Origin of the sequence: Shewanella electrica, assembly GCF_022321485.1 — a bacterium.
Lineage (GTDB): Bacteria > Pseudomonadota > Gammaproteobacteria > Enterobacterales > Shewanellaceae > Shewanella > Shewanella electrica.
In genome coordinates this window covers 316,702-342,306 of sequence record NZ_JAKOGG010000002.1, presented here as the reverse complement: position 1 = coordinate 342,306, position 25,605 = coordinate 316,702, and the positions used below count along the sequence as shown (strand labels likewise).

Below are 25,605 nucleotides of genomic sequence, written 5' to 3'. Positions count from 1 at the left end.
CGGTTTAACTGAGGGATGTACCAAGCCGCCAAGCCTGCCATTATTCAGGCTGACGGGCGCGACGCATTCCATCATCAATGTGGTGTTCCTGAGGTTCAAACAGCCTGCGCCCGTCGCTTGTCGGATGCCAACGGTGCCATACTCAAGCACGCCAGTCGCCTGCTGCGGTAATTGCTTATCAGTCCAGAGCGTCGCCCATTAGCGACGGCGCGGTTTACCCGATCTGGCTTTATTGTTACCGCCCTGCCCAAGTGCTTTAGCACGCAAGTTCTTTTTCGACGGTTGGCGTTTACTGCTACTCGCCTCTTCTTGCGCCAGCAGATTAGGTTCAAAACCTTCCAGCCATTGCAACATAAACTGCTCGCCAGTGAGCTTTTGAATATCTTCAACCAGATATTTCTCTTTATTCGACACCAGCGACACCGCCAAGCCTGCCTGCCCTGCACGGCCGGTGCGACCGATGCGGTGAATATAGTCTTCGGCGTTATATGGCAGCTCGTAGTTGACCACGTATTGCAGTTGCTCGATGTCTAAACCGCGCGCAGCCACATCCGTTGCCACCAGCGCCCGCACTTGACCCGCTTTAAACTGTTCTAAACCACGATCACGTGCGCCTTGAGATTTATCACCATGTACGGTCGCGGCGCTGATGCCATCTTTTGCCAACTCTTTTGCCAGTTCATCAACCGCTTGTTTGGTACGGGTGAAGATCAGCACTTGTTGCCAGTTTTTCGAACCAATCAGGTATGCGATTAAACCTGCTTTACGTTGATTATCCACTTCGTAAAAGCGTTGCTCGATTTTCGCGGCGGTGGCATTGCGTTCAGCCACTTCAATCAGCTTCGGCTGCTTGAGTAGTGTTTTACTCAGCGCAAACACTTCGTCGTTAAAGGTGGCCGAGAAGAACAGGGTTTGCCGCGATGCCGGTAACCGTTTGAGAATGCGCTTGATGTCGATAATAAAGCCCATATCCAACATGCGGTCGGCTTCATCAAGCACCAGCGTTTCCAGTGTGCTGAGGTCGATCAGTTCTTTGAAGGCCAGTTCCAGCAAGCGCCCCGGCGTTGCTACCAACACATCACAACCTTGGCTTAACGCCTCAAGCTGCGGATTAATACTGGCGCCGCCATAAGCCACGACCGCATTAAGCCCTAACCCTTGGCTGTATTTCACAAAGCTTTGGTGTACTTGCTGCGCTAGTTCACGTGTCGGCGTTAACACCAGTACACGAATCGCCTTGTCTGAGGGCGCACGCGCAAGGTGGCGCTGGATCAGTGGCACAGCAAAAGCAGCCGTTTTGCCGGTGCCAGTTTGTGCCCCCGCCATCACATCATTGCCCGCTAGCACTTCAGGTATCGCCGCTGATTGGATTGGCGTTGGCGTTTGATAACCCACCGCATCAAGTACAGCCAATAAATCCGCGTGAAGACCAAGGGAGGAAAAACTCATAAACAAGCACCGCTGACAGTAAATAAAGACGGCGCGATTGTAGCATTGCACGCGCAAAAGTCAGCCGAGAGTTATCGGGAATCGTTGTTTTCACCATGAACCAGGCATTGCCGCCACGTATCCAACACTCACGGCACATATCAACGGGCAAATTGCGCCAATATTCAGCGGCTAAATCTGCTACCATCGCCGCACCGCGGTGTTAACGCAATATTGTCAGAGTCAAAGATATCCTATGGAAAAAGTCGCCTTATTGGTTGATGTACAAAACGTTTATTACACTGTCCGCCAAGCTTACGGACGTAATTTCGACTACAACCGTTTTTGGGCTCAAGCGACGCAAGGGCGACAAGTGGTCGCCGCATTCGCCTATGCGATTGACCGTGGCGATAGTAAACAGCGGGAGTTTCAAAACATTTTGCGAGCGATTGGCTTTGAGGTAAAACTCAAACCCTTTACTCAGCGCGCCGACGGTTCAGCCAAAGGTGATTGGGATGTCGGCATCACCATTGATGCGCTAGAGCAAACCAGCGAGGCTGACGTAGTGGTGCTCGTTTCCGGTGACGGCGACTTTGCCCCATTAGTACAAACGCTACAGCAAAACCACCACAAATCGGTGGAAGTTTACGGCGTCCCGCCTCTCACCGCCGCTGCGTTGGTGCATGCCGCTGACCATTTTATTGCCATTGATGACCAACTGTTGCTGTAGCTGCTCATTCGTGACAAACGTTGTCGCACCTTACGCTATTGTCGGCGGAAATCCCGCCGCTAACGCCCCCGTCACAACAGCTGAAATCTCATTGATACTTGCGATGGCGTGGTGGAATTGCCCCATCGATAACATCGCAGCCGCCACGCCTTTGCTGTATTCAACAGATATTGCGAGGTTACATAATTACCGCTGGCAGTTCACCGTCTAGGGCTCATGCCACTTGGCAGTGTGGTTTGATACGAGAGTTATGAATGCACTCAAAGTTCTAAATGTACCTCGATGCTACCATGCTTCTTTTATATCGAGTTTGTCTATGAAAACTGCCCATTTCCAAGGAAAGTACGAAGTTGAATTAAAGTATCATATTGATTCAAAATCATCTTTTCTCAAAACTCTGACAGAAATCCCTCACGACGTAATGCTAGAGAATAATACGGAATGTGACTGGTATTTTGATTCTGCCGATGGTGCATTACAGGCGGAGCGTAAAAGTCTTTGTATTCGTACCATGGAACCGTCTGGCATCAAGCTGTGGATAGTTAAAGGTCCAGAATCAGATCGATGTGAAGCAACCAATATTACAGATGCCGAGAGTGCCCGCAGTATGTTGACCACTATGGGCTATGTGATTGTGTTAAAAGCTGAAAAAACACGCAGCATTTATTTCGTTGGCAATTTCCACGTCACCGTTGACACTTTGAAAGGCATTGGCGATTTTGTCGAGTTTGCCATCATGACTGATGATGAATCCAAGTTAGCTAGTTACAAAATCGAGTTGGAAGCATTGGCAAGTAAATTCGGTCTCACACGTTCAGCGTTACAAACGAAATCCTACAAACAGATGTTTATCGAACAACTCAGCCAACAAGATATCTAGGGAAGGTGCGAATAAGTCCCGTGCGTGTTCTGCGTGAGCATACAGCTTTCAGATGCAAGGCGCAGTTTGCCGCGAATGGTGAGCCCTTTGCAAAAACTGCAACGTAGCAGATGAAGCTGTAGGCCACGCCCTACGGGGATTTGTAAGCTCATGCATTTCTTCGTTAGCTAACTTTGCCATGCTTCAGCATGCCCGCAGTTAGCTGCCTTGAACTGCTATGGCTTACCAATCCAGAGCGTCGCGAAGACTTGTTCGCACTTTCCCTAGAGGCTATTGACCTTTGCTGGTTGTTTTTTCAGCTGCCAGCGCGTGATTTAGGCAAAGCAGGTGATGTGCGGTGTAGGTATTCTCCACCAACAAGCACCTAACGCTGAATAAATTACGTTCTGTCGCTGCCCGAAGGGTTCATCGCACTGGTGCGTATTTTTGCAGTTTGCGTTGCAGAGTGCGGCGATGAATCCCTAACGCTTTGGCGGTGTTGGAGATATTGCCGTCATGCTCCAGCAATACGCGCTGAATATGCTCCCATTCCACCTGTGCCGGTGTCATCGGCGTGGCTGGCGCTGGCGTAACCTCGCCTTGCTGCAAACGTTGCAACAATTCATTCAATCCCACCGGTTTAGCCAAGTAATCGGTGGCACCACGGCGCATCGCTTCCACGGTGGTGGCAATGCTGGCGTAGCCGGTCAACATGATCAGATGGCGGGGCGTGAAATGTTGCTTTAACGCGGTAATCCCCGCCAGCCCCGATTCATTGTCCAACATCATATCCAATAAAATGCCATGCAGCGGTTGCGCGGGCAGCGCCAACGCCGCGGTGAGCGATTGGCAGGTGATCACCTCAAACTCACTGGCTTGCCGCAGCCGACGTTGCAGCACGCTTAAATAGGTGGCGTCATCATCAATCAGCAAGATGGTAGCCTTTGGCTCATTCATGGGCGGTTACCGGTAACGAGATCAGTGTAATCACTTGCTGTTGCTGCTGTTGCCAATGCACTGTGCCGCCGAACTTTTCAATGGTGGCATTGCTGAGCACCGCGCCCAAACCGTGGCCTTTGTCACTGGCGACCAGCGTCAAGCCTAAGCGGCTAAGTTCAGCGTCAGACAGCGGTTCAGCGCTGTTTTCTATCTGTAGTTGCCACTGTTGCTCAGAGACTTCACTGCGGATCTGCACTTGAGGTTGTGGCGTACGGGCGGCCGCTTCGCAAGCGTTGATGATCATATTGGTCAGCGCCGGTAATAAGGTGCCATCGGCAATTAATGTGCTTTGGTTGTTGCCTTGTAGCCATTGCCACTGCAACGGTGCCTCTGGGCGCGACAAACGCATCAAATGCTGTAACGATTGCCATAACGACGCGACCGAAATCACCGAGCTGCGCTGTTCACGCACATCGTTCGCCATCTGGCGCCATTGCGCAAGCTGCCCTTCAACACGTTGAAACTGCTCGGCCAATTGTTGCAATGCAGGGCTGACGTTGGGCTGCTCTAATACCTCTTCGAGCAGCAAGTGAATTGACTGGATTGGCGTAGCAACATCGTGGGTTAACTGCGCTGCGGCGGTGCCAATCGCCAACAACTGCTCGCTGCGTAGTTGCCGCTCACGCATGGCGCGGATTGCATTTTCGCGCTGTTGCAGCCGCTGGCGAAAATACACCACTACCGCCGCCATCATCACACTGGTAAAGACAAAGCCGAACACCATGCCGTAGTAATGGTGCAGCATCGGTTGATGTTCACTGTGCTGCAACAACAGCAGTTGGATCAATTGCGCCGCAATGCTGCTGACCAATACCGTCATCGCGGGCCACCACGGCAGTAGCATGTAGGCCAATACCACTGGCACCAGCAACACCGCACTAAACGGATTACTGGCGGCGCCATTCAGCGCAAATGCCGTATTCAGTAGCAGCACTTCTAGCAGTAACCAGCTGAGCGTGGTGAGTACGCTCAGCCGTTGCCACTTGCGCCAAGCTAAAATCGCCAGCAGTAGCATGGTGTTCCCCGTCGTTGTTGAATCGGCGTAGCTTACCTTAAACCTATTAGAATTGGTAAGTTAGCCCGAGATTAACCGAACGCCCCTGCCCCGCAAGCTGCTGGAATCCCACACTATTATCGGCTCGATAATCGGCAACACTGACGCCACCGAGCGGCAGTTGATAATAGCTATCGAGCAAGTTATCGATGCCAGCAGACAAGGTCACACTGCCCACAGTCCATTGGCTTTGCAGGTTGAGTAAATGGTAACTGCCGGTAGGATTTTCCCTGCGGTTATCATCCACCCGCGTTTTACTGCCAACAAATTGCCACACTAAACGACTTTGCCAATCGCCCAGTTGATGCACTAACCCCACATCGGTTTGCAGCGGTTTGATTTGATACAGCGGCTGGTTGTCGTCATCGCGTTCGCCGCGCGTCGCCGCCAGTTGAGCGGTTAAGCTCAACGTCCCCAGTTGCCCGGTGAGTAGTTGGGCGCTGGCAACCATATTGATGCCGTATAACGTGGCATCGACGTTACTGAACTGCAGCAAGTTACGTTGCCCAGTTGGCAACCCGCTACTGTTGAACTGACCAATCACCTGCGCATCAATATAGTCATGCACGCGGCTGTACCACACGCTGCTGCTAAATTGCCATTGGGTTTGTTCCAGTGAATATTTGGCACTGGCGGTATAGGCGGTTTCTGGCTTGAGATCGATATCGCCCACATAGCCGTTGCCATCACCCAGCCAGCCAATCATGGTTGAGGCCATTACGCCTCTGCCCCAGCTGTAACGTTCATATAAGTTGGGCGCGCGATTTTTGCGAGCCAGCCCCAGCTCCAGTTGTTGGCTGTCGCTCAGTTGATAACGCAGTTGCAGTACCGCATCGATAAGATCGTCTTGCTGTTTACGCTCTGCGGCATTAAATGCCATGGCCGCTTGTGCATCAGCGCTACCCATGCCCATACCCGGCATTCCGCCCATGCCCATGCCATCATTGTAATTTTGTACCGCACCGGCATCGGTCGTGACATGCTCGTAACGCAGCCCCGCAGACAGCCACCAGCGCGCTGACAACGGCTTATCTATTTCGGCAAATGCCGCGACGCGTTGCCGTTTGCCGTGGTTGATATTGACGTAGTCATTTGGCCCCATCATGGCGGAACCCGGCACCGCCGGCCAAACATCGTCGAGGCGGAAATCAAAATATTCTTGGCCTAAGCGCAACTCACCATCGTTGAGTATCGGTTGGGTCCAGCGCACGCTGTAACTGTAATCATCACCGTCGGTATTCATTGGCATAGTGCCGGGCTTTTCATCGGTGAAAAAGCCCATCTCATGCGACACACCATGCCAGTTCACTGTTAACGCCAACTCGCCCGCATTAAATTGGCGCTGATAAGCTAAGTTAACGCCGCTGCTGCGGTTGTTGGTCATATCCATGTATTGGTTAGCAAAACCCTGAAACGGAATATATTGATGGCTAAGCTTGGCGCTGAACTGTTGCAGCTCATCACGCCACGCCACAATCAAGCTGTGGTTTTGGCTGCGATACAGAGTGTCAGCCACTTTATCGCCATGACCATCCTCATAGCTGTTGGCATCTTGGTAATTGCCACGATATTCGACAAACCATTGCTTGCTGGCAATGCTGGCACCGGCGCCGATGTTCACGCCATCATTGACGCTGCGATACTCAGTGGAGAGATAACCTTGCTGCCATTGCAACTCATCGCTATCAGTAAAGGTTGGCGCAATCGCATCAACACTGATCACCCCGGCGATATTGTCGCCTCCAGCACTTACTGCCGACACGCCAGCAATAACCCGCGCGTTGCTGATTTGATTGGCGGAGATATACGACAGCGGCGGATTCATCTGGTTAGCGCACGCAGCAGTGATATCTGCGCCATCAATCAGCACTTTGATGCGGTCGCCCATCATACCGTTGAGTACCGGCAGCGCCGACACACCACCTGCGGCCGAAAAATCGACGCCTAATTGTTGTAAACGTTGCGAGGCATCCCCCGCGTGATGTTGATGTAAGCGTTCGCCAGTGACTTCAATATGTTCTAGCGAAGCTGCTTGGCTAATTCTAGGGAAAATGGTTAACACAGCCAGAGCAAGAGAGGACAACAACAGCGGCGCATTTGACGGCATGTTCACGCGAAAACCTTATTAACTTGGTGAATTTGCTGACAATGATAAATAACAACGCCGGATCAATAACTGTGGCAAATTGTCGCACTGAAATTGTCGTGTTTTGCAGCGACTATTTTACAAGCGGTGCGGCAATAAAACCCAAGCCGATAACAAGCCCTACATCTTGCTCAACACCCGTGAAACAATGAACAATTTTTAACTTTAGTAAGTTATTAACTACCTTGCCAAGCCGCGACTTTAGCGGCATAGTGCGGCGCGGCTTTTACGCCGCAACTCATTACAATTATTACTAACAGAGGTATGACACCATGGCAGCTTCACCGCTAATGGGCACACCGCAAAAAACATCGGAGCACAATCAAGCTAAAGGTTACCTGTTTGCCTTAGTGATTCTATCGACGCTGTTTTTTGTTTGGGGTTTTATTACGAATCTCAATGACACGTTAATTCCCCACCTTAAAAACGCCTTTTCTCTTAACTATTTCGAAGCGTTACTGATCCAATTCTGCTTTTTTGGCGCCTATTTTGTCATGTCGTTGCCAGCTGGGGCGCTGGTGAAACGCGTGGGTTACAAATGGGGTCTAGTGGTGGGCTTGTTGATTGCCGCCGTGGGATGTTTGTTATTTATCCCCGCCGCAATGTCTAAGCTCTATCCGCTGTTCTTGGGCGCATTGTTTATTCTGGCATCGGGGATCACCATATTACAGGTGGCGGCCAATCCTTATGTCACTATTCTCGGCAAACCAGAAACCGCATCATTCCGTCTAACCCTTACCCAAGCGTTAAATTCGCTCGGGGGCACGTTGGCGCCATGGGCGGGAAGCTTGTTGATCCTTAGCTCTGCCGCGCATTCGGTAGACACCAGTGCGGTCACTGACGCTGCCATGCGCCTGCAAGAGGCTGATGCGGTTAAGTTTCCTTATCTGCTACTCGCCATCGCATTGGGCTTGTTAGCCGCTATCTTTGCAGCACTCAAACTGCCTGACATGCGCCAAGAGGAACAAGAGCAAGCACTGGACCACGATGATAAGTCAGGTTCCGCATGGAAATACCCGCACCTCGTGTTAGGTGCGCTAGGGCTGTTTGCTTATGTTGGCGCGGAAGTGACCATCGGCTCGACCATGATCAACTTCTTGGAATTGCCTAACATCGCCGGTTTTACCGCAACGGAAGCCGCCAAATACGTGAGTTACTATTGGGGCGGCGCCCTAGTGGGTCGCTTTATTGGTTCCGCCGTGATGTATTACGTGAAAGCCAACAAAGTCTTGGCCTTCAACGCGATTGTGAACGTGGCACTATTGGCGGTTGCAGTACTGAGTTCTGGTACGGCATCCATGTGGTCAATCATCGCTATCGGCTTGTTTAACTCAATCATGTTCCCAACCATCTTCAGCTTGGCGCTGACGGGGCTGGGACGTCACACCTCGCAAGGTTCGGGCATTCTGTGTCAGGCGATTGTAGGTGGCGCGATTGTGCCGGTGGTGGTCGGTAAAGTGGCCGATGCGGCAGGCCTGCACATTGCATTAGCACTACCGATCCTGTGTTATATCTATATCGCTTGGTACGGCGCGCGCGGTTATCGCCCACGCCACTAATCCTCGCGTTACTGATGCCGCAGTGCGTTAACAGGTCGCACTGCGGCATCGGTGTTCCACTTGCTCTCCATCCGCGACGTTTAGCGCGAAAATTGCACCGTCCGCCGTGGCGCTAACCAGATAACATCTTGCTGATGGATCTGCGCCAGCAATGGATCGTTATGTGCCAAATCGACATCGATAATGGCCGACTCCGCCATTGGCAACAGCGCTTCCGCTTCAATACGAATGGTATTGCCCAGCGGTAGTTTACGCATCACTTTGGCGGGCAAACTGCCGTGTTGCTGCTCGGCAGACACCTGAAAATCGTACGGCCGACAGTAACTTTTTAACGCCTCATCTTGGCCGTCAGCGGCAAACGAATAACCATGATCATTGTGATAGAGCACATTGGAACTGCCAATAAACTGGTACACAAATTCGGTTTGCGGCGCGTGATAGATCTGCTCTGGCGTGCCGTGCTGCTCAATACGGCCTTTGTTCATAATCACAATATGATCGGCGACTTCCAACGCCTCCTCCTGATCGTGCGTGACAAACAAACTGGTGATATGCAACTCATCGTGCAGTTGCCGCAACCAGCGGCGTAACTCTTTGCGCACTTTGGCGTCGAGCGCGCCAAAAGGTTCGTCGAGCAGTAACACTTGCGGTTCAACCGCTAAGGCGCGGGCTAATGCCACTCGCTGCCGCTGCCCACCCGATAGCTGCGCGGGATAACGATCCGCCAGCCATTCCAACTGCACCAAGGCCAATAACTGATTTACTTTGGCGCGAATAGCGGTGTCGTTAGGTCGCTGCGAGCGCGGTTTCGCGCGCAAACCAAAGGCGACATTTTCAAACACTGTCATGTGGCGAAACAAGGCATAGTGTTGAAACACAAAGCCAATTTGCCGATCACGAATATCCAGCCCCGACACATCCTTGCCATGAATATGCACGCTGCCAGAATCTGGCCGCTCTAATCCGGCGATCACCCGCAGCAGGCTGGTTTTGCCGCAGCCTGACGGTCCGAGCAGCGCCACTAAACCACCGGTAGGAAACTCAATACTGACGTTATCTAACGCGGTAAAATTGCCAAAATGTTTATAAAGTCCCGTAACTTGAATACTCATTAACTACCTTCCAACAGACTGATGACGCTGTAACAGCTCTTTGATAATCAAGGTGACAATTGCCAGTAACGCCAGTAATGAGGCGCAGGCAAACGCCGCGGTAAATTGATACTCGTTATAGAGCACTTCAACGTGTAGCGGCAGCGTATTGGTCAGGCCGCGAATATGGCCGGAGACCACCGACACCGCGCCAAAATCGCCCATGGCGCGGGCATTACAGAGGATCACCCCATACAACAGTGCCCATTTAATGTTCGGTAACGTGATGGAATAGAAAATCCGCCAGCCCGAGGCACCGAGCATGCGTGCCGCCTCCTCCTCGTCCGTTCCCTGCGATTGCATCAGCGGGATCAACTCGCGGGCGACAAAAGGAAAAGTCACAAATACCGTGGCAAGCACGATGCCCGGCACCGAAAACACCACCTGAATTCCTAGTTGCGCCAAGCTGTCACCAAACCAGCCCTCGGTGCCAAACAGCAAAATAAACATCAACCCCGCGATTACCGGACTCACCGAAAACGGCAAATCGATTAACGTCATCAGCACCCGTTTGCCCGTAAAATCGAATTTGGCGACCGCCCACGCGGCAGCGACACCAAACAGCAGATTTAACGGCACAACGATCACCGCAACCAACAAGGTCAATTTGATTGCGGCCAAGGCATCAGCCTCGGTAATCGACGCTTGATACACCGACCAACCGGAGCGAAATGCTTCGTAAAGTACCATCAACAGTGGCAGCACCAAGGTGCCGACAATAAACAGTAAGGCAATGCCGGTAAGCACTCGCCGCACCAAAGCGGGTTCCGCGGTGGCCGACGGATGCACCTGCATCAACGGCCGCGTGGAGATGGGCGTTGTTACTTGTGTCATGCCATCACTCCCGTATGTTGCTGCTCGCGCCGTTCAAGCCAGCTTTGTAAACTATTGATACAAAACAGCATCAGCAGTGAAAATGCCATCATGGCGCAGGCGATGGCAGTGGCTCCGGCGTAGTTAAACTGTTCCAGCTTGGCCACGATCAGCAACGGCGTAATCTCTGTCGCAAATGGCAGATTCCCAGCGATAAAAATCACCGAGCCGTATTCCCCCACACCACGCGCAAACGCTAAGGCAAAGCCGGTCAGCAGTGACGGCAATAAGTGCGGCACAATCACCCGCCGAATGGTGTAAAACCGGCTAGCACCCAAGGCGGCGGCCGCTTCCTCTAGCTCGGTTTCAAAGTCTTGCAGGATCGGTTGCACCGTTCTTACCACAAACGGAAAACCGATAAAGATCAACGCCAAGGTGATGCCCAGCGGCGTATAAGCCACTTTGATGCCTAACGCCAATAACGGCGCGCCAATCGGGCCATGTGGACCGTAGATTGCCACTAACGCAATGCCCGCAACTGCGGTGGGCAAGGCAAACGGCAGATCAATCAAGGCATCAATCAGCCGCTTGCCGGTAAACGAATAACGCACTAATACCCAAGCCACCAAGGTGCCAAACACCAGATTGATAATGGCGGCGACCAACGCAGTACCAAAGGTGAGCTTATAGGACGCCACCACCTGCGGCTCAGTCACCACCGCCCAAAACTGCGGCCAACTGAGCGACATGGTTTTGCCAAGTAGCGCCGCCATGGGGAACAACACAATCAACCCGAGATAAAACAGCGTGTACCCTAGGCTAAGCGACAGCCCAGGGATCACCGAATAATGTTTCGTCAGCCGCATCTATTTGCTTCCCGGCTGATAGAGTTGATCAAACACACCACCATCATTGAAATGCTGTTGTTGTGCTTGCTGCCATCCGCCAAATGCATCATCAATGGTGACTAACTTGACCTTGGGGAAACGCGCCAGATCCTCAGCATCGGCATATTCTGGCTTGACTGGGCGATAAAAATGCTTAGCCGCCAACCGTTGTGCCGCAGGGCTGTAGAGATACTCAAGATAGGCTTTGGCTTCCGCTGTCACGCCATGCGCCGCTGCATTTTTACTCACCACTGCCACCGGAGGCTGAGCCAAAATACTGATCGACGGCACCACCACTTCAAACTCGCTGGCGTCTTGCAGTTTTTCGGTCGCTAGCAGCGCCTCGTTCTCCCACGCCAGCAACACATCCCCCAAACCATTGCGAACAAATGAGTTCGTCGCGCCGCGGGCGCCAGAATCCAGTACTGGCACATGGCGATACAGTTCAGCCACATAGGCTCTTACCTGCTGCTCATCACCATTAAACTGCTGTTTGGCGTAAGCCCACGCCGCCAGATAGTTCCAACGCGCGCCGCCAGAGGTTTTCGGATTAGGGGTAATCACCTCAACGCCCGGTTTGATCAGGTCATCCCAGTCTTTAATGTTTTTCGGGTTGCCCTTACGCACCAGAAACACAATGGTTGAGGTGTATGGCGCGCTGGCGTGCGGCAGTTGCTGCTGCCAGTTAGCATCAAAGGCGCCGGTGCGGCTCTGCACGGCGTCAATGTCGTAAGCCAGCGCCAAGGTCAACACGTCGGCTGACAGGCCATCAATCACCGCTCGCGCCTGCTTGCCCGAGCCACCGTGCGATTGACGCACTTGCACCTCTATGCCCGTTTGTTGTTGATAGTGTTCACTGAAGCTTTGATTGAACTCGCGATAGAACTCGCGAGTCGGATCGTACGAAACGTTAAGCAAGGTTTTGGTCTCAGCCCAAGCGTGCGCAGACAACCCCAAAAGTACGGTAGAAAGCAGTAGTGTTACGCCATGTTTTATCGTCATTCCTTTAGCCTCATTGCGTGATAGATAACGAGCGATTACTCGAACCTTGCAATTACAAAAAGAATGCCAAACCGCATACTGCTGATTTTTATCAACATTTTAATTTTGGGTATAATTAATACCGTTTTAATAACTAAAAAACATTTATATTTCGTAGTTTTTTAGTGAGGACACGTTCGCGCTCAGAGCTGTTGACGGCGAAGAACACCGCGCATCAGCTGCGTTGTCTAAATCACGCGCACCATGCTGTAGCAAAAATCAGCAAAGACCCATAGCCCCTTCCCTGTTAGACATTGCAGCAGCCACTGCGCAAGGTATCGAGCAGATATTTACATTCTGGCCATGCGCCATAACCGGAGTGGGCATTGATATGCCCAGCAAAACCCGCATCGTAAAAGTACAGCTGCCAGTGGGTTGCCAAAGTGGTGGCTTCGGTAAACGACATCCACGGATCATCCCGTGAGCCAATCAGAATACCCGAGGTATTGAGTGATTTGGTTGGCACCTCGGCGCTGATACTTGGCAAACTGGGAAACTCACGCGCCAAGCCTCGGCTAACAAAATGCTGTGGCGCAGCGGGAGCCACCAACAATACGGCACTGACTTTATCAGCAAAATCGGCAATCGCCGCCGCTACGGCTAAGCAGCCAAAACTATGCGCCACAATAAACACTGGCTGTGACTGCGCTTTCAGATACTGCTGAATATGTTTGCGCCAGTGCCGCAAAATGGGCCGCTGATAATCAATGTCCGCCAGCCGTTCTGCCTGCGGATATTGTTGTTGTAGCCAAGTTTGCCAGTGCTGTTCGTTACTGCCCTGATATCCGGGGACGACCAAAATCTTATCCATATAGATGCTCCATACTGCAGTTGATGACCGTGGTTAGCTGTTATTAGCGATTCACCGCAGATAGCACAGGCCATGCCAGCCGCTTAGCAACGGTGCCCCCGTTGCTCACGCTCGCTAAATAACTACTTGTTTTTATGGACAATGTAACAACACTGGCAGCAATGATGAGGCAACGCATATAATTTTTTATTCCATATAGAAATAAAAATACATTTATAAATAACGTTTAATCCTTTTAATCTCACTGGAGTTCTGTGAGTTTGAGTGAGGCAGCAAGGATGATTATTGGGCAACAGCAAGGCTTAAAAGCCACCATGCGACAAGTGGATTTGGTAGCACAAACCGATTCCACCGCATTGATCCTTGGCGAAACCGGCTCAGGCAAAGAGTTGATTGCCCGCTATATTCACCAGCAATCGCATCGCGCTAGCCGCAACTTTATTCGCGTCAACTGCGGTGCCATTCCCGCCGAACTGATCGACTCCGAGCTGTTTGGCCACGAAAAAGGCAGCTTTACTGGCGCGGCGACACAAAAGCGGGGTTGGTTTGAACGCGCCGATGGCGGCACGCTGTTTCTCGATGAGATTGGAGAACTGAGCCTAGCGGCGCAGGTGCGTTTGCTACGGGTGTTGCAAGAAGGCACGCTATTTCGGGTCGGCGGTGAGCAAGAGATCAATATTGACGTGCGTATTATTGCCGCTACCCACCGCAATTTGGCTGAAGCCGTCACCGAAGGTGCATTCCGCGATGACTTGCTGTTTCGCATCAATGTCTTTCCCATCACCCTGCCCGCGTTGCGCCATCGTAGTGAAGACATCGCCGCATTGACGGCGCATTTTGCGCAAAAGGCGTCAGACAAGCTCGGGCTGCCACTGACCTTAGCCACGCCGCAGCAGATTGATTACCTCAAGCAATACCATTGGCCGGGCAATGTGCGCGAGTTGCAAGTGATTGTGGAACGCGCCGCCATTCTTGGGCAGGGACAATATTTGGCGATTGAGGAATCGCTGATTTTACCCAGCGCAGCGCCCAAGGCATTAAGCGCGACAGTTACAACCACCAGCATTTTACCATCGAGCGATTTCCCCACCTTAGATGAAGTGGTCAAACGGCATATTGCCAGCGCCCTCAACCACTGCCACGGTCGAGTTGAAGGGCCGTTTGGTGCAGCCAAACTGCTGGCGCTTAATCCCAATACGCTGCGTTCAAAAATGCGTAACTACGGTATTACGCGGCAGAACTTTTCACAGCTGTCGCCGCGAGAGTTGGCAGACTGAACCAATATTGAGACATCGGCGATTAAGCCAGCAATAGCGCCTGTAACTCTGCCAGCGAACTCACTTGGTAATGGGGTTGGATAGCTGCCGGCAACTCCTCGCTGCGCGGATTAAACCAACAGGTGTGAATACCACTATTCAGTCCACCAAGAATGTCAGAATGCGGATTGTCGCCGACCATCAACACTCGCTGTTTATCCGGGTTGCCCATCAGGGTTAAGGCATGCTCGAAAATCCGCGGATCGGGCTTAGCAACGCCCACCTCTTCAGAAATGATGATGTGCTCAAAGTGCGATGCCAGCCCAGTACGCTCCAGCCTTGCGCTCTGCAAATCAGTAAAACCGTTGGTAATAATGCCCATCCGCACTTGACCGTGCAGCGCGTTTATCAACGCTCCGGCACCGGGTAACAAGCTGCAAATATCGGCCATCGCTTGCATATAACGGCGGTTAAGCTCCGCAGGAACAATGCCTAGCTGCTCTGCCCAACGCTTAAAACGTGTATGTTTGAGTTCGTCGGCGGTAATGTCGCCATTTTGGTAGGCGACCCACAGCGGTTTATTTACCTGTTCGTACTGCTGAAAATCCGCCTCAGTCAACACCACGCCTTGGCGTTCCAGCATCAGTTGCATGCCGCGGAAAGCATCAAAATGAAACAAGGTTTCATCGGCATCAAAAAGTATCCAATCGTACTGCATCAAGCACTCCTCAGTTAGCGGCACGCAGTGTAGCGGCTTTCCCACCAACATTTAAGCCAAAAGTACAAATATCATCCTCGGTAACATTTGTTCACCAAATAGTACCGTTACACCGATGTTTCAGCCCGATCTTGCCTTAATTATGGTTAAGTTAACCCTTATGATAGGCCGCATAACAAATGTCACTCGACAGTAGAAATTCGCCAGCTCGTGGCGAGCAGAAATTAGGACAACTTAATGAAAAAACTCTTGCTTATCGGCTGTTTGCTCAGCAGCGTCCCTGCGTGGGCACAAACGCCTACTACGTCGTCAGAGGCCAGCGCGCTCGACGTGCCGCAGTTGCAAACGTTTGCCACCGAACACAAGGGCAAATTTCACGGTAAAACCATTAACTACACCGCTACCGTAAGCAATATGCATCTGTATAACGACCAAGGCGATGTCATCGCTGATGCCGTGACTACCGCTTATGTCGCCAACAGCAAAGAGAATCGCCCAGTCACATTTGTGTTCAACGGCGGCCCAGGCTCGGCGTCTATTTGGCTGCATATGGGCTTGTTTGGCCCGAAAATCGTATCTGTACCAAGCGATGCCAAAGATGCAGGCAACGCACCATACACACTGCAAGACAATCCATTAAGCCCACTTGATACAACCGATTTGGTGTTTATCGATCCTATCGGCACCGGCTTTAGCAAATTGGCAGGCAAAGGCACCGCAGCCGATGTGTGGGGCCTAGAAGAGGATGCTAAATCGGTCAGCCAGATCGTGAAGCGCTGGGTGGCACAAAATAACCGGTGGAACTCGGCCAAATATATCGCCAGTGAAAGCTACGGCACCACTCGCGCAGCCGCGATGCAACCCTACCTCGACGACCGCGCGAATCCTATGCGCATGAATGGGCTGATTTTGATCAGCCAAGCGTTGGATTACACCGGCAGCACGCCAGCAGCGAATAACCTGCTTGCTTATGTCACCTACCTGCCAACCATGGCGGCAACCGCTTGGTACCACGGTAAGATTGATAAAAGCAGCATCAGCGTGCAAGCTTTGGTGGAACAGGCAAAAAGCTTTGCGGTAGACACCTATCTGCCGGCGCTGTTTAAAGGCAGCCTGTTACCCAAAGCGGAGTTTGATGCTATTGCCGACAAGCTGGCCTACTTCACTGGGTTACCGGTGGAGATCATCAAACGCGCTAATCTGCGGGTGGAAGCTGGCCGCCACGTGAAGCTGTTATTGGCCGATCAAGGTTTAACCGTTGGCCGCTTAGATTCACGCTATCAAAATGATGAGTTAGATGATTTGGATGTGCGCCCGCATTACGATGCTGCCAGCGTCGCCATCTCCTCAGCGTACAACGCCGCCTTACGCCATTATTTAGCCAACGATTTGCAAGTGAATTGGTCACGCGAATATGTGGTCAGTTCCAGCGAAGTTAATCGCAACTGGGTGTATGACCGCGACGGCAGCAGCGAGCCCAGCTATGTCAACAGTGCATACAGCTTGTCGGAAGAGATGCGTAAAAACCCAAGCATGCATATTTTACTCGCCAGCGGTTACTACGATTACGCCACGCCGTTTTTTGATGCCGAGTATACCTTTGCAAGATACGGTATCGATCTGTCACGCGTGACCCGCACTTACTATGAATCGGGCCATATGATCTATCTGCATCAGCCAGATTTCGAACAACTGGCCGAAGATATTCAACAGTTTTACCGCGTTAATGCTCGCGATGCCGACTAACAGCTAGTCAGCCTTGCCGGCGGCCCGCAGCTTACCTTAGTAACGCGGGCCGCTGTTGTTATCAGCACGATGTCACGCCGATGAGTGTTTCATTTTGCCTATCAAGATCAAAGTTTTACTGTATCAAGGCGCGGATAATACCGCCTTCTTCAGCGCCGCAGTATTTGCCAAGCTAAACCGCTTAGCGATTAGCCTTGAAGGCCCTCTTCAATACCGCCCGTTTAGTTGTCGCTGCATCGACGAATGTTCTGCTGCGTTTGCTGTACGCACTGCGCTGAATTCACTATTCCCTTTGGCATTCTCTGTGGGCTTACCTCTGAAGGCTAGCGGTGGCTGTGGTCGATGGGTGAGCAATAAAAAGGAAGCGGTATGAAACGTATTTCACGCCATCACTTGGCAAATAAGGTGACGCTGTTTGTGATTGGCTTATTTATTATGGCAATCGGCGTTGCGCTATCAATCAAGGCCAATTTAGGGGTATCGCCGATCTCCTGCGTACCCTATGTATTGAGTTTACACGTCGAACTCACTATTGGTGAACTGACCATTATCTTTAACAGTTTCATTGTGTTGCTACAGATTTTACTGCTGCGTCGGCGCTATCGGCTGCTACAACTACTGCAGATCGTTGCCGCTTCATTTTTCGGTTACTTTATTGATTGCTCGATGGTACTACTGCACAGCGTGCGGCCAGAGAGCTACTGGTTGCAACTGTTCACCTGCGTGGCGAGCTGTGCGGTGTTGGCGTTTGGGGTATTTCTGATTGTCAAAGCCAACTTAACCTATCTGCCCGGTGAAGGCTTGGCGGTGACCATCGCTGACCTGCTGCAAACCGAGTTTGGTAAAGTTAAAATCCGCATTGATAGCGCCATGGTGCTGTGCGGCGTGGTGGCGTCACTGCTGATTTTTGGAGAGTTGTTAGGTATCCGCGAAGGCACCATTATCGCTGCGCTGTTAGTCGGCTACTTGGTGAAACAATTTGTGATTCGCTTTAGCTTCATTGACCGCTATTTTCCGGTCAATGATGAACCGGCTAAACGCACCTTAACCGCAACAACGGCTAACGATACCGCTGGACCACAGTAATAACGAAAAAGCCCCGTCAATGCGGGGCTATTTGGGCAAGCAAAAGCAAGGCGATTTAGATCAAACCTTCCTGCTTCATCGCGGCTTGTACAGCAGGACGGCCAGCAATACGCAAACGGTAGCCTTCCAATGTAGGCCAACGGCTCAGATCAAATTTGACCATGCCCGCCCATCCGAGAATGGTAAAGAAGTAGGCATCAGCAATACTGAAACGGTTGTTAAACAGATATTGTTGCTCACCGAGTTCATTCACCAACCAATCGAGGCGTTTGCTCAACTGAGCTTCTGTTGCTACACGCGCATCCGCAACTAGATTAGGGTTAAACATGGCCCCCATCGGTTTATGGATCTCAGTAGACAGATAAACCAACAAACTTTGCAGCTGATAGCGCGCCATGCTGTCAGTCGGCACCAAGCCCGCTTCGGGTTTCATCTCCGCCAGAAACTGTGAAATCACAATCCCTTCGGTCAACACAGTACCATCATCCATCTGTAACGCTGGTACATAGCCTTTGCTGTTAACTTGCAGATAATCTTCACCTGAAATGGTTTTACGGGTAGGAATATCCACTTGCGCTAATTCAAATGGAAAGCCTAACTCTTGCAACACAATGTGCGGTGCCAATGAACAAGCACCAGGGGTAAAGTACAATTTCATCTGTCATTGATCCTCAATTAAATGCTGCTTCAGTCTATGCATCTGCGCTGATAAAGGAAGTACTTACCGTCTGGTAAGTATTGGACAAGTAAATGTTTTCTACGCCAGCGCCACAAAATGATAAGCTTGCGTTCAACTTACTTTAGCTATACTCCGCCGCGCTAGAGGCTGGTGACCTTTAGTGTTTGATTTTTCCGAGATTAAACGCATTATGAACCAGACGCGGCCAATGATGCTTATCAACTAAGCCAACTGAGCGCAACCACGTTCAGCAGGCGTTTGAATGAACCTTGCGGGTAGCACCAGTGCACAAAAATGACCAGCAAGGGTCAACAGCCCGACTAATTACTGAGGAATTGATGATGAATAAATGGACAAAGTTAGCGCTGATTGCCGCTTGTGGTACTGCCTCCTTGCCATCTCTAGCTGAAGAGCAAATAAGCATTGGTGGTGCCATCGGTTATTCACAATATGTGTATAAAGACTATGACAATTTGGTACTGCCAATCCCCATGGTCAGCTATGAATCGGATAATTTTTATGTGCGTGGTATCTCCGCCGGTTACTATCTGATCAAAAATAAACAACATTCCTTAGCGCTGGACATCACCTACTCGCCACGCCAATTTGATCCCGATGATACTGGCGACCGCCAACTGAAGTTACTTAATCGTCGCCATAGCACGGCAATGGTTGGTGTGCGCTACCGCTTTTCCTCTTATTGGGGACAAATCACTACCGCAGCACATATGGATGCGCTTGATGAAAGTGACGGTGGTGTAATGGCGGATGCGAACTATGGTTATCGCTTTAAGTGGAACCAAGCGCTAACGCTGATCCCAGCCGTGGGTGTTGAATGGCACAACGATAAATTCAACAACTATTACTATGGCGTGAGTCAACGCGAAGCGGTCGCTTCTGGTTTAAACGCGTTTGAATCTGACTCAGGGTTTCTGCCTTACGTTAATTTAACAGCCAATTACCAAATTACCCCGGAACTGACCACTTCGCTGGCGCTGCGTTACACATGGGAACCAAGCGAAATTGCTGACAGCCCAATGGTTGAACGTGACGGTATTTTCTCCACCTATTTCACCGTCACTTACAAGATGTAATAACGTGTATCTGTAATAAACAGTGGAACAAAGAGCAAAGGGCGTACACCTAGTGGTTGCACGCCCTTTGTGTTATTCAGCCATTGCGGCAATTCATGTTTACCACTTCATCTCGCCAGTGTTCACCTTGGCGCTCAGCTCCAACGATTGTTCGCCCGCTAAGTTAGGATATTTAGCGCGCATAGCGGCAATCACGGCGGCGGAGCCATTCGCAGTTTGCAATACATCCTCAAAGCTTTGCAGATAGTCTTTGGTAAATTGCAACGCCGCAACACCGCTAGGCATGGTTTGAATAAAATGGCCGGGGATCACTTTAGCAGGCTGTAGCGCTAACATCGCATCGATATCATCGCGCCACGCTTGGCGAGCCGCCTTGGTTTGGGTATCCGCGGTCCAGATATGTTGCCCTGCCGCAACACCAACCCCGCCAAGAATCGTTCGCTGCTGTGGCACCCATAAAAATGCGCCGTAATCATCGGCTTTATGCAGTTCTACCACTTCGCCATCGATCTTAAACACTCGCTGCGCTGTCGCTTGTGGCACGATGATTTTACTCGGTGCGCCGTCTTGCAAAATCGGCCCCCAGTAGGCAATTTTCGCAGCTTTAGTGGCGTTGATATGATCAACCACCTTTTGTGTGGCTAGCACTTTGGCATCAGGAAACGCCGCGACTATCGGCTGTAGGCCGAAGTAAAAGTCAGGGTCACCACAAGTGATCAAAATGGTGGTCAGTTGCTTGCCACTGGCTTTGATCAACGCCACCAGCTTGGCGCCATCTTTAATGCTGAACTGCGCATCCACCAGCATGGCTTGGTGCGGACCAGTGATCAGCGTTGAGCTGATAGGAAATACGCCCTGCTGCTGCGGATTATACGTCTGTAGTTGTAACTCGGTGGCGGCAGCACTGCCACCAAAGGCCAACGCGGCACTGACGACTAGCACTTTGGCGAGTATTGTTCTGAGCAAGTTTTTCATAATAAGGTCCAGTTTTATGAGTATTAAGCGTTAAGCCATTGTTGTAGTTGAGCAACTAATGCGTCAGGCGCTCCGTAAAAACGATTGACTGGCACATTGCTATATTGCTCACCGCGCTGGATCAGCAAACTCGGAAACCCTTGCGCGCCATGCTGCGCCATCAGTTGCCGTGTTTGTTCAATGGCAGTCATTGCCTGCTGCATTGCTGTATCACTGGTCGCTTGTTGCCACAGCGCTGGTTCGATCGCCAGTTTGGTGGCTAACTCATCCAACACCTTGGCTTGCGTTACGTCTTTGCCGTCCACATACCATGCATGCTGAGCGGCAGTTAACAACGCCAACGCTTGGGTAAAATCTTGTTGTTGCAGGCTCAACATCGCGCTGCTAACGGGCAATGAGTCGAGCACCACAGATTGATCACGGCACAGCTGCTCACGATAGTTAGCGCCAAATTCAGCGCCTGTCAGTTGCGCGATGCGGGCGTCATGTTCCTGCACATGCTTGTGCCAATTGGCATCGATGCGACGACGGCTGTAGCCAACAAATAGCCCGCCAGAATGCAGCACATTTTGCTGAGGCCATGCAGTTGCTGTGGCTTGCAGCAGCGGTAATGCGCCGTAACTCCAGCCGCAAAGTGGGTCGATGATCCAATGTAATGTCAGGGAAGATGAATGCGTCATACAGATAGTCTCCAGCAAAATTTGATGCTTGCTATTTTAAGTTTCATTTTAAGAAACAAAATAGCCATAATCAGACATAGAAGGTTTCATAAATCGAGCAGATAAATGGATAGAGTGACCGCTGCGGAAGTATTCAATCGCATTTGTGAGTTGGGCAGTTTAAGCGCCGCCGCCCGTGCTATGGGAATGTCGCGGCCAATGGTGAGTCGTTATCTGGCGGAGATGGAGCAATGGTCAGGTAGCCGTTTGTTGCACCGCTCCTCACGTAAGCTGACGCTAACCGCCGCCGGTGAACAACTGCTGCTACAAACACAAGCACTGCAACAGCTGGCCGAAGGCATCAGCCAAACGGAACTACAACAAAGTGTGGCGGGCACCTTACGCATCTCTTGCGCCCATTTCACCGCTCGACGCATCCTCAATCCAGTGCTCAACAGCTTTTTAACGCAGCATCCTGCATTAAAAGTGGAAGTGATGATCAGTAATCAAAATATCAATCTGGTGGCCGAGCGGATTGATTTAGCCATTCGGATCACCAATGAACTCGACCCCAATGTGATTGCACGGCGTTTAGGTGATTGCCGCTCAGTGCTGTGCGCCAGCCCGGAATATGTGGCGGCGCACGGTACACCGCACACACCAGTACAGCTCTCCCAGCATAACTGTTTGCATTACAGCAACTTTACCGAAGGGCGTTGGCAGTTTATCGACCACAGCGGCGCGCCAGTGACGGTTGATATTCAGGGCAACTTGAGTGTGAATGAGTCATCTATTTTGCTGGATGCCGTGTTAAATCACGCTGGCATAGCGATACTGCCATGGTTGGATGTTGCGCCCTATCTTGCGGAAAATAGACTGGTGGCCATACTGCCAGACTATCAGCCGCAAACGCTCGGCATTTATGGCATTTATCGCAGTCGACTACACCAACCGTTAGCGCTCAAACTTCTGCTAGAAGCACTGACCGCATTTCTGCACCAGTAGCTGCTCACTTGTTGCCGCCAGCGACAGGTAACGTTGGCAAATCGAGGTACCGATGGGCGCCCCTAGAGGTTGTTGATCTTTGCTGGTTGTTTTTGTAGCTAGCAGAGCGTGATTTAAGCAATACAGGTGATGTACCGAGTAGTCTTCTCCACCAACTGCCCCTAGTCAGACACGGTATTTCCCACTAGCATGACAACTTAACACCACAACTTCGGACAGCAACATGCATCCCGCTAAAGTGGTTCGCGAACAGGTAAAACAGTTAACCGATCTGCCGAATGTGGGTCCGGCAATGGCTGACGATCTGCGGTTACTGGGCATCGAGCAGCCTGTACAGCTTAATGGTCAAGATCCTTATCAACTCTATTTAAGGTTGTGCGAACTCACAGGCGCACGACAAGACCCGTGCGTGCTGGATGTGATGATCTCACTGGTGCGTTTTGCTGAGGGCGAGCCACCGCAAGCATGGTGGCACTATACCGCTGAGCGTAAAAAGTTATATTCACTCTGACTTTTATAACCCATTTACTTTCAAAAGCCGCGACCATGCGCTTTCACACACATGCCGCTGCCGTAAATTAGTTACTAAAGCGTTATATTTTGACCAATATCAACGTTTAGCCGCAGTCGAGGCCGTATGTTTAGTTGCCGTATTGACGAATCATTCGAACTATTCCCAGTGCCCTACTGCTTAGCGTAATGATTTCAGCATGATCAATTTTGAAACTGGAAGGAACTACCATGAAAACTGCAGTATTGGTAATCGATATGCAACGTGCATTTTTTGAACAAGACAATCTGCCATACGATGCTGCTGCCACCGTGAGTCACATCAACGCTGTAACCGAATGGGCACATACCACAGGTACGCCGGTAGTATTTATTCAGCACCAAAGTGCTGACGTACCAGCGGGTAGCGATGCATGGCGTTTACAACAAGATTTGCTGGTGCGTCAGGGGGATCAATTTGTACAGAAGTGCACCCCAGACGCATTTCAAAATACCATTTTGAAACCACTGTTAGACCAACATGATATCGACCATCTGATCATCTGTGGTTATGCGTCTGAGTTCTGTGTTGATACCACAGTGCGCCGCGCCGCTGAACTCGGTTACGCAGTCGACTTGGTCGCCGATGCGCACACTACGCACGACAAGCCGCACAGCAGTGGTGAATTTATTCGCCAACACCACAACTGCACGCTGCCACAAATCACCAGTTTTGGTGTGACAGTGCGAGCGTTAGCTACTGCTGAATTGACCCATCCGGTTATCGCGAGCCAAGCGATGTAATTGGGCGAGAGCCACACATTAAACCGCGGTTCACCCGCGGTTTTTTTATTGCCCAATATCAACAATGATGTATACCCGAGTCACGCAGTGACAACGCGCTGGTGATTGGGAAATAGTGGCAGATGAAATTAAGTCCTGTGTGCTCTACGGAGGTCTACGCGGTTTGGTAAGCTGACGATTGTTTTGTTAGCCAACGTTGCCATGCTCCTGCATACCCGAGGTTCGTGGCCTTGAACGGCAATCACAGGAACAAATCCAGCATGTCGCGACGATTTGTTTGCACAATCTTTCTCTTAGCAACATCAAGGCCGAGCCATCGGCCTTGATGTTATAGCATTGCCAGCACTCTGCATATTGGCGACAACCGTGCTTTACCTGTTACATTTTCGCTAGCGACCAACTTGCCCGAAAAGGCCAAGCAAACTAACAAGTTCGGTGGCGCGACTTTTCCAACTATGCATAAATTTAAAATCCTCTGCGGTAGACTCTAATCCATGCTTAAATTGGCCGTACAATTGCTCCGCATTGGCTAACTCAGCAATAACTTCTGCTGGATTATTTCGCTCATAAAATAAGCCAACTCCACCACCATGTTGACCACTTTGGTAATATGCATTGATAGGTGAAACGGGACATGCGAAGTTCACCAACGCATCAAAGTGACGTTCATGCGAGCCGTTGTAAAAATCATTATTGTCATTAAGCACGAATTGATACTGTTGATATAGTCCTAAAATCTCTTGGTAGTTTTTCTGACCACGATAATTCAGATACTTTTTATCGTCACAATATGCAGTCCAAGTTGCTGGGCCATAAATATCAACGTTAATACCGGTAGACTCCGCGGCACCCAACAGCCGTTGGCGGTTTTCAGCGCAGCGAACTTGATTAATTCCGGCAAAGATTTGATTCACGGTCAGAGTTAATCGTTCATTATTTGCAATATAAAGCCCGGTATCTTTCATCACATCGGTGACTGCATCATAGAAGCACTGATTGTGAGTAACCGCTAATTCTTCATACACACTGAAAAACAGTGATTTTAGCAGCGGCGAGACATACTGGTTGGCTACATCATCAACAGTGGCATTCTTATAGGAGCCACTAAACATCACCGATGCTTTTTGATATGAATCATCAAACATGACAGATGAAAGTTCAGGATGTTTTGCGAGTGCAATTTTTGAACCGCCATGTGGTAAAAATGAAAAAACATAGTTTTTTCCATTAAAATGCTGGCGGCAAAAGTCTATGTGTGATTTATCGATAAACGTAAAGATAGAATTGCTCGGCGCAGAAACGATACGAGAATAATGAATGCAAGGATGATCAACAAAGATTGAAATACATTGCGCTTTTAACGTCTCAAATAACAAATCACCATTGTCAGTTTGCAGCCCAATTCCCATACCATTAAATGAGAAAACGATGTCAACGCCGGAATTAATGACTGACATTAACTGCGATTTCCAATCATCGCTAATCAGATCAACTGTACTAACATTAAAACCGAGTTCGCTAAAACCATGTCCTATTTCATCAATAAAAAAGCGCAGGACATCATACTGAGATTGCCCTTTAAGTATTAAAATCCGCATTAAAAGCCTTTTTCCCTG

General features: G+C 50.6%; 25 protein-coding genes. 11 read left to right on the top strand and 14 right to left on the bottom strand.

Going from position 1 to position 25,605, the window contains the following annotated elements:
* Positions 1-198 precede the first annotated feature (198 nt).
* Positions 199-1,449: a DEAD/DEAH box helicase gene (locus tag L9G74_RS04070; protein ID WP_238894996.1), complete on the bottom strand. Its 1,251-nt coding sequence runs from the start codon at positions 1,447-1,449 to the stop codon at positions 199-201.
* A gap of 235 nt (positions 1,450-1,684) precedes the next feature.
* On the opposite strand from L9G74_RS04070, the gene L9G74_RS04065 reads away from it, so the two are divergent.
* Both L9G74_RS04065 and cyaB read left to right on the top strand, forming a co-directional pair.
* Positions 1,685-2,158 (top strand): LabA-like NYN domain-containing protein, encoded by a 474-nt coding sequence (locus tag L9G74_RS04065; RefSeq protein ID WP_238894995.1) that lies wholly within the window; start codon positions 1,685-1,687, stop codon positions 2,156-2,158.
* 316 nt (positions 2,159-2,474) lie between these two features.
* Positions 2,475-3,038: a class IV adenylate cyclase gene (gene cyaB / locus L9G74_RS04060; protein ID WP_238894994.1), complete on the top strand. Its 564-nt coding sequence runs from the start codon at positions 2,475-2,477 to the stop codon at positions 3,036-3,038.
* A gap of 405 nt (positions 3,039-3,443) precedes the next feature.
* Here cyaB and L9G74_RS04055 read toward each other — a convergent pair whose 3' ends face one another.
* From L9G74_RS04055 to L9G74_RS04045, 3 genes are read right to left on the bottom strand one after another with little or no spacing between them, the layout of a single operon-like run.
* On the bottom strand, positions 3,444-3,974 hold the full coding sequence (locus L9G74_RS04055; protein ID WP_238894993.1) for a response regulator transcription factor: 531 nt from the start codon (positions 3,972-3,974) through the stop codon (positions 3,444-3,446).
* Complete coding sequence (locus L9G74_RS04050; RefSeq protein ID WP_238894992.1) at positions 3,967-5,031, bottom strand: ATP-binding protein; 1,065 nt, start codon at positions 5,029-5,031, stop codon at positions 3,967-3,969. The genes L9G74_RS04055 and L9G74_RS04050 overlap by 8 nt, the downstream gene beginning before the upstream one ends.
* A gap of 46 nt (positions 5,032-5,077) precedes the next feature.
* Complete coding sequence (locus L9G74_RS04045) at positions 5,078-7,177, bottom strand: TonB-dependent receptor (RefSeq protein WP_238895171.1); 2,100 nt, start codon at positions 7,175-7,177, stop codon at positions 5,078-5,080.
* A gap of 311 nt (positions 7,178-7,488) precedes the next feature.
* Here L9G74_RS04045 and L9G74_RS04040 point away from each other — a divergent pair, with 311 nt between their 5' ends.
* Complete coding sequence (locus L9G74_RS04040) at positions 7,489-8,775, top strand: sugar MFS transporter (RefSeq protein ID WP_238894991.1); 1,287 nt, start codon at positions 7,489-7,491, stop codon at positions 8,773-8,775.
* Positions 8,776-8,855: 80 nt separating this feature from the next.
* Here the strand turns inward: L9G74_RS04040 and L9G74_RS04035 are convergent, their stop codons facing one another.
* From L9G74_RS04035 to L9G74_RS04015, 5 genes are all read right to left on the bottom strand, one after another.
* Positions 8,856-9,887, bottom strand: a complete 1,032-nt coding sequence (locus L9G74_RS04035) for a sulfate/molybdate ABC transporter ATP-binding protein (protein ID WP_238894990.1) — start codon at positions 9,885-9,887, stop codon at positions 8,856-8,858.
* A gap of 3 nt (positions 9,888-9,890) precedes the next feature.
* Entirely contained in the window at positions 9,891-10,724 is an 834-nt protein-coding gene (gene cysW, locus L9G74_RS04030; RefSeq protein WP_438944547.1) for a sulfate ABC transporter permease subunit CysW, read from the bottom strand.
* Between the two features lie 32 nt (positions 10,725-10,756).
* Complete coding sequence (cysT, locus tag L9G74_RS04025; protein ID WP_275297237.1) at positions 10,757-11,605, bottom strand: sulfate ABC transporter permease subunit CysT; 849 nt, start codon at positions 11,603-11,605, stop codon at positions 10,757-10,759.
* The gene (locus tag L9G74_RS04020) at positions 11,606-12,628 is read right to left on the bottom strand and encodes a sulfate ABC transporter substrate-binding protein (protein ID WP_275297236.1); all 1,023 of its coding nucleotides are present in this window, start codon (positions 12,626-12,628) and stop codon (positions 11,606-11,608) included. It abuts the gene before it with no gap.
* A 286-nt stretch (positions 12,629-12,914) separates the two neighbouring features.
* Entirely contained in the window at positions 12,915-13,478 is a 564-nt protein-coding gene (locus L9G74_RS04015; RefSeq protein WP_238894989.1) for an RBBP9/YdeN family alpha/beta hydrolase, read from the bottom strand.
* A gap of 278 nt (positions 13,479-13,756) precedes the next feature.
* Here L9G74_RS04015 and L9G74_RS04010 point away from each other — a divergent pair, with 278 nt between their 5' ends.
* The gene (locus L9G74_RS04010; RefSeq protein ID WP_238894988.1) at positions 13,757-14,755 is read left to right on the top strand and encodes a sigma-54 interaction domain-containing protein; all 999 of its coding nucleotides are present in this window, start codon (positions 13,757-13,759) and stop codon (positions 14,753-14,755) included.
* Positions 14,756-14,777: 22 nt separating this feature from the next.
* Here L9G74_RS04010 and yjjG read toward each other — a convergent pair whose 3' ends face one another.
* The gene (gene yjjG, locus L9G74_RS04005; protein WP_238894987.1) at positions 14,778-15,452 is read right to left on the bottom strand and encodes a pyrimidine 5'-nucleotidase; all 675 of its coding nucleotides are present in this window, start codon (positions 15,450-15,452) and stop codon (positions 14,778-14,780) included.
* A 237-nt stretch (positions 15,453-15,689) separates the two neighbouring features.
* Here yjjG and L9G74_RS04000 point away from each other — a divergent pair, with 237 nt between their 5' ends.
* The 3 genes from L9G74_RS04000 to L9G74_RS03990 all read left to right on the top strand — a co-directional run bounded on the left by L9G74_RS04000 (position 15,690) and on the right by L9G74_RS03990 (position 18,284).
* Entirely contained in the window at positions 15,690-17,198 is a 1,509-nt protein-coding gene (locus L9G74_RS04000; protein WP_238894986.1) for a S10 family peptidase, read from the top strand.
* 94 nt (positions 17,199-17,292) lie between these two features.
* Positions 17,293-17,571 (top strand): hypothetical protein, encoded by a 279-nt coding sequence (locus L9G74_RS03995; RefSeq protein WP_238894985.1) that lies wholly within the window; start codon positions 17,293-17,295, stop codon positions 17,569-17,571.
* Entirely contained in the window at positions 17,568-18,284 is a 717-nt protein-coding gene (locus L9G74_RS03990) for a YczE/YyaS/YitT family protein (RefSeq protein ID WP_238894984.1), read from the top strand. Before L9G74_RS03995 ends, L9G74_RS03990 begins: the two co-directional genes overlap by 4 nt.
* Positions 18,285-18,339: 55 nt before the next feature.
* Here the strand turns inward: L9G74_RS03990 and gstA are convergent, their stop codons facing one another.
* A complete protein-coding gene (gstA, locus tag L9G74_RS03985; protein WP_238894983.1) occupies positions 18,340-18,942 on the bottom strand; it encodes a glutathione transferase GstA in 603 nt (200 codons plus the stop codon).
* 362 nt (positions 18,943-19,304) lie between these two features.
* Between gstA and L9G74_RS03980 the strand changes: the two genes are divergently transcribed.
* Complete coding sequence (locus L9G74_RS03980; RefSeq protein ID WP_238894982.1) at positions 19,305-20,057, top strand: MipA/OmpV family protein; 753 nt, start codon at positions 19,305-19,307, stop codon at positions 20,055-20,057.
* A gap of 99 nt (positions 20,058-20,156) precedes the next feature.
* On the opposite strand, the gene L9G74_RS03975 is transcribed toward L9G74_RS03980, so the two are convergent.
* Positions 20,157-21,032 carry a Vmh family MBL fold metallo-hydrolase gene (locus L9G74_RS03975; protein ID WP_238894981.1) on the bottom strand — a complete coding sequence of 292 codons (876 nt, stop codon included), beginning with the start codon at positions 21,030-21,032 and terminating at the stop codon, positions 20,157-20,159.
* A gap of 23 nt (positions 21,033-21,055) precedes the next feature.
* A complete protein-coding gene (locus L9G74_RS03970; RefSeq protein ID WP_238894980.1) occupies positions 21,056-21,712 on the bottom strand; it encodes a DsbA family protein in 657 nt (218 codons plus the stop codon).
* A 105-nt stretch (positions 21,713-21,817) separates the two neighbouring features.
* Here L9G74_RS03970 and L9G74_RS03965 point away from each other — a divergent pair, with 105 nt between their 5' ends.
* The 3 genes from L9G74_RS03965 to L9G74_RS03955 all read left to right on the top strand — a co-directional run bounded on the left by L9G74_RS03965 (position 21,818) and on the right by L9G74_RS03955 (position 23,989).
* A complete protein-coding gene (locus L9G74_RS03965) occupies positions 21,818-22,696 on the top strand; it encodes a LysR family transcriptional regulator (protein ID WP_238894979.1) in 879 nt (292 codons plus the stop codon).
* 223 nt (positions 22,697-22,919) lie between these two features.
* Positions 22,920-23,207, top strand: a complete 288-nt coding sequence (locus L9G74_RS03960; RefSeq protein ID WP_238894978.1) for a helix-hairpin-helix domain-containing protein — start codon at positions 22,920-22,922, stop codon at positions 23,205-23,207.
* A 230-nt stretch (positions 23,208-23,437) separates the two neighbouring features.
* Positions 23,438-23,989: an isochorismatase family protein gene (locus L9G74_RS03955; RefSeq protein ID WP_238894977.1), complete on the top strand. Its 552-nt coding sequence runs from the start codon at positions 23,438-23,440 to the stop codon at positions 23,987-23,989.
* 389 nt (positions 23,990-24,378) lie between these two features.
* Here the strand turns inward: L9G74_RS03955 and L9G74_RS03950 are convergent, their stop codons facing one another.
* Entirely contained in the window at positions 24,379-25,587 is a 1,209-nt protein-coding gene (locus tag L9G74_RS03950) for a hypothetical protein (RefSeq protein ID WP_238894976.1), read from the bottom strand.
* Positions 25,588-25,605 lie beyond the last annotated feature (18 nt).

Excerpts from the sequence above, each read along its gene's own strand:
- yjjG (WP_238894987.1), bottom strand. The coding sequence starts at position 15,452 with ATGCAGTACGATTGGATACTTTTTGATGCCGATGAAACCTTGTTTCAT.
- L9G74_RS04050 (WP_238894992.1), bottom strand. The coding sequence starts at position 5,031 with ATGCTACTGCTGGCGATTTTAGCTTGGCGCAAGTGGCAACGGCTGAGC.
- L9G74_RS03970 (WP_238894980.1), bottom strand. The coding sequence starts at position 21,712 with ATGACGCATTCATCTTCCCTGACATTACATTGGATCATCGACCCACTT.
- L9G74_RS03975 (WP_238894981.1), bottom strand. The coding sequence starts at position 21,032 with ATGAAAAACTTGCTCAGAACAATACTCGCCAAAGTGCTAGTCGTCAGT.
- L9G74_RS04020 (WP_275297236.1), bottom strand. The coding sequence starts at position 12,628 with ATGACGATAAAACATGGCGTAACACTACTGCTTTCTACCGTACTTTTG.
- L9G74_RS04015 (WP_238894989.1), bottom strand. The coding sequence starts at position 13,478 with ATGGATAAGATTTTGGTCGTCCCCGGATATCAGGGCAGTAACGAACAG.
- L9G74_RS03980 (WP_238894982.1), top strand. The coding sequence starts at position 19,305 with ATGAATAAATGGACAAAGTTAGCGCTGATTGCCGCTTGTGGTACTGCC.
- L9G74_RS04010 (WP_238894988.1), top strand. The coding sequence starts at position 13,757 with ATGATTATTGGGCAACAGCAAGGCTTAAAAGCCACCATGCGACAAGTG.
- L9G74_RS04065 (WP_238894995.1), top strand. The coding sequence starts at position 1,685 with ATGGAAAAAGTCGCCTTATTGGTTGATGTACAAAACGTTTATTACACT.
- L9G74_RS04035 (WP_238894990.1), bottom strand. The coding sequence starts at position 9,887 with ATGAGTATTCAAGTTACGGGACTTTATAAACATTTTGGCAATTTTACC.
- cysT (WP_275297237.1), bottom strand. The coding sequence starts at position 11,605 with ATGCGGCTGACGAAACATTATTCGGTGATCCCTGGGCTGTCGCTTAGC.
- L9G74_RS03950 (WP_238894976.1), bottom strand. The coding sequence starts at position 25,587 with ATGCGGATTTTAATACTTAAAGGGCAATCTCAGTATGATGTCCTGCGC.
- L9G74_RS03965 (WP_238894979.1), top strand. The coding sequence starts at position 21,818 with ATGGATAGAGTGACCGCTGCGGAAGTATTCAATCGCATTTGTGAGTTG.
- L9G74_RS03960 (WP_238894978.1), top strand. The coding sequence starts at position 22,920 with ATGCATCCCGCTAAAGTGGTTCGCGAACAGGTAAAACAGTTAACCGAT.
- L9G74_RS03990 (WP_238894984.1), top strand. The coding sequence starts at position 17,568 with ATGAAACGTATTTCACGCCATCACTTGGCAAATAAGGTGACGCTGTTT.
- cyaB (WP_238894994.1), top strand. The coding sequence starts at position 2,475 with ATGAAAACTGCCCATTTCCAAGGAAAGTACGAAGTTGAATTAAAGTAT.
- L9G74_RS04055 (WP_238894993.1), bottom strand. The coding sequence starts at position 3,974 with ATGAATGAGCCAAAGGCTACCATCTTGCTGATTGATGATGACGCCACC.
- L9G74_RS04045 (WP_238895171.1), bottom strand. The coding sequence starts at position 7,177 with ATGCCGTCAAATGCGCCGCTGTTGTTGTCCTCTCTTGCTCTGGCTGTG.
- L9G74_RS04040 (WP_238894991.1), top strand. The coding sequence starts at position 7,489 with ATGGCAGCTTCACCGCTAATGGGCACACCGCAAAAAACATCGGAGCAC.
- gstA (WP_238894983.1), bottom strand. The coding sequence starts at position 18,942 with ATGAAATTGTACTTTACCCCTGGTGCTTGTTCATTGGCACCGCACATT.
- L9G74_RS04000 (WP_238894986.1), top strand. The coding sequence starts at position 15,690 with ATGAAAAAACTCTTGCTTATCGGCTGTTTGCTCAGCAGCGTCCCTGCG.
- L9G74_RS04070 (WP_238894996.1), bottom strand. The coding sequence starts at position 1,449 with ATGAGTTTTTCCTCCCTTGGTCTTCACGCGGATTTATTGGCTGTACTT.
- L9G74_RS03955 (WP_238894977.1), top strand. The coding sequence starts at position 23,438 with ATGAAAACTGCAGTATTGGTAATCGATATGCAACGTGCATTTTTTGAA.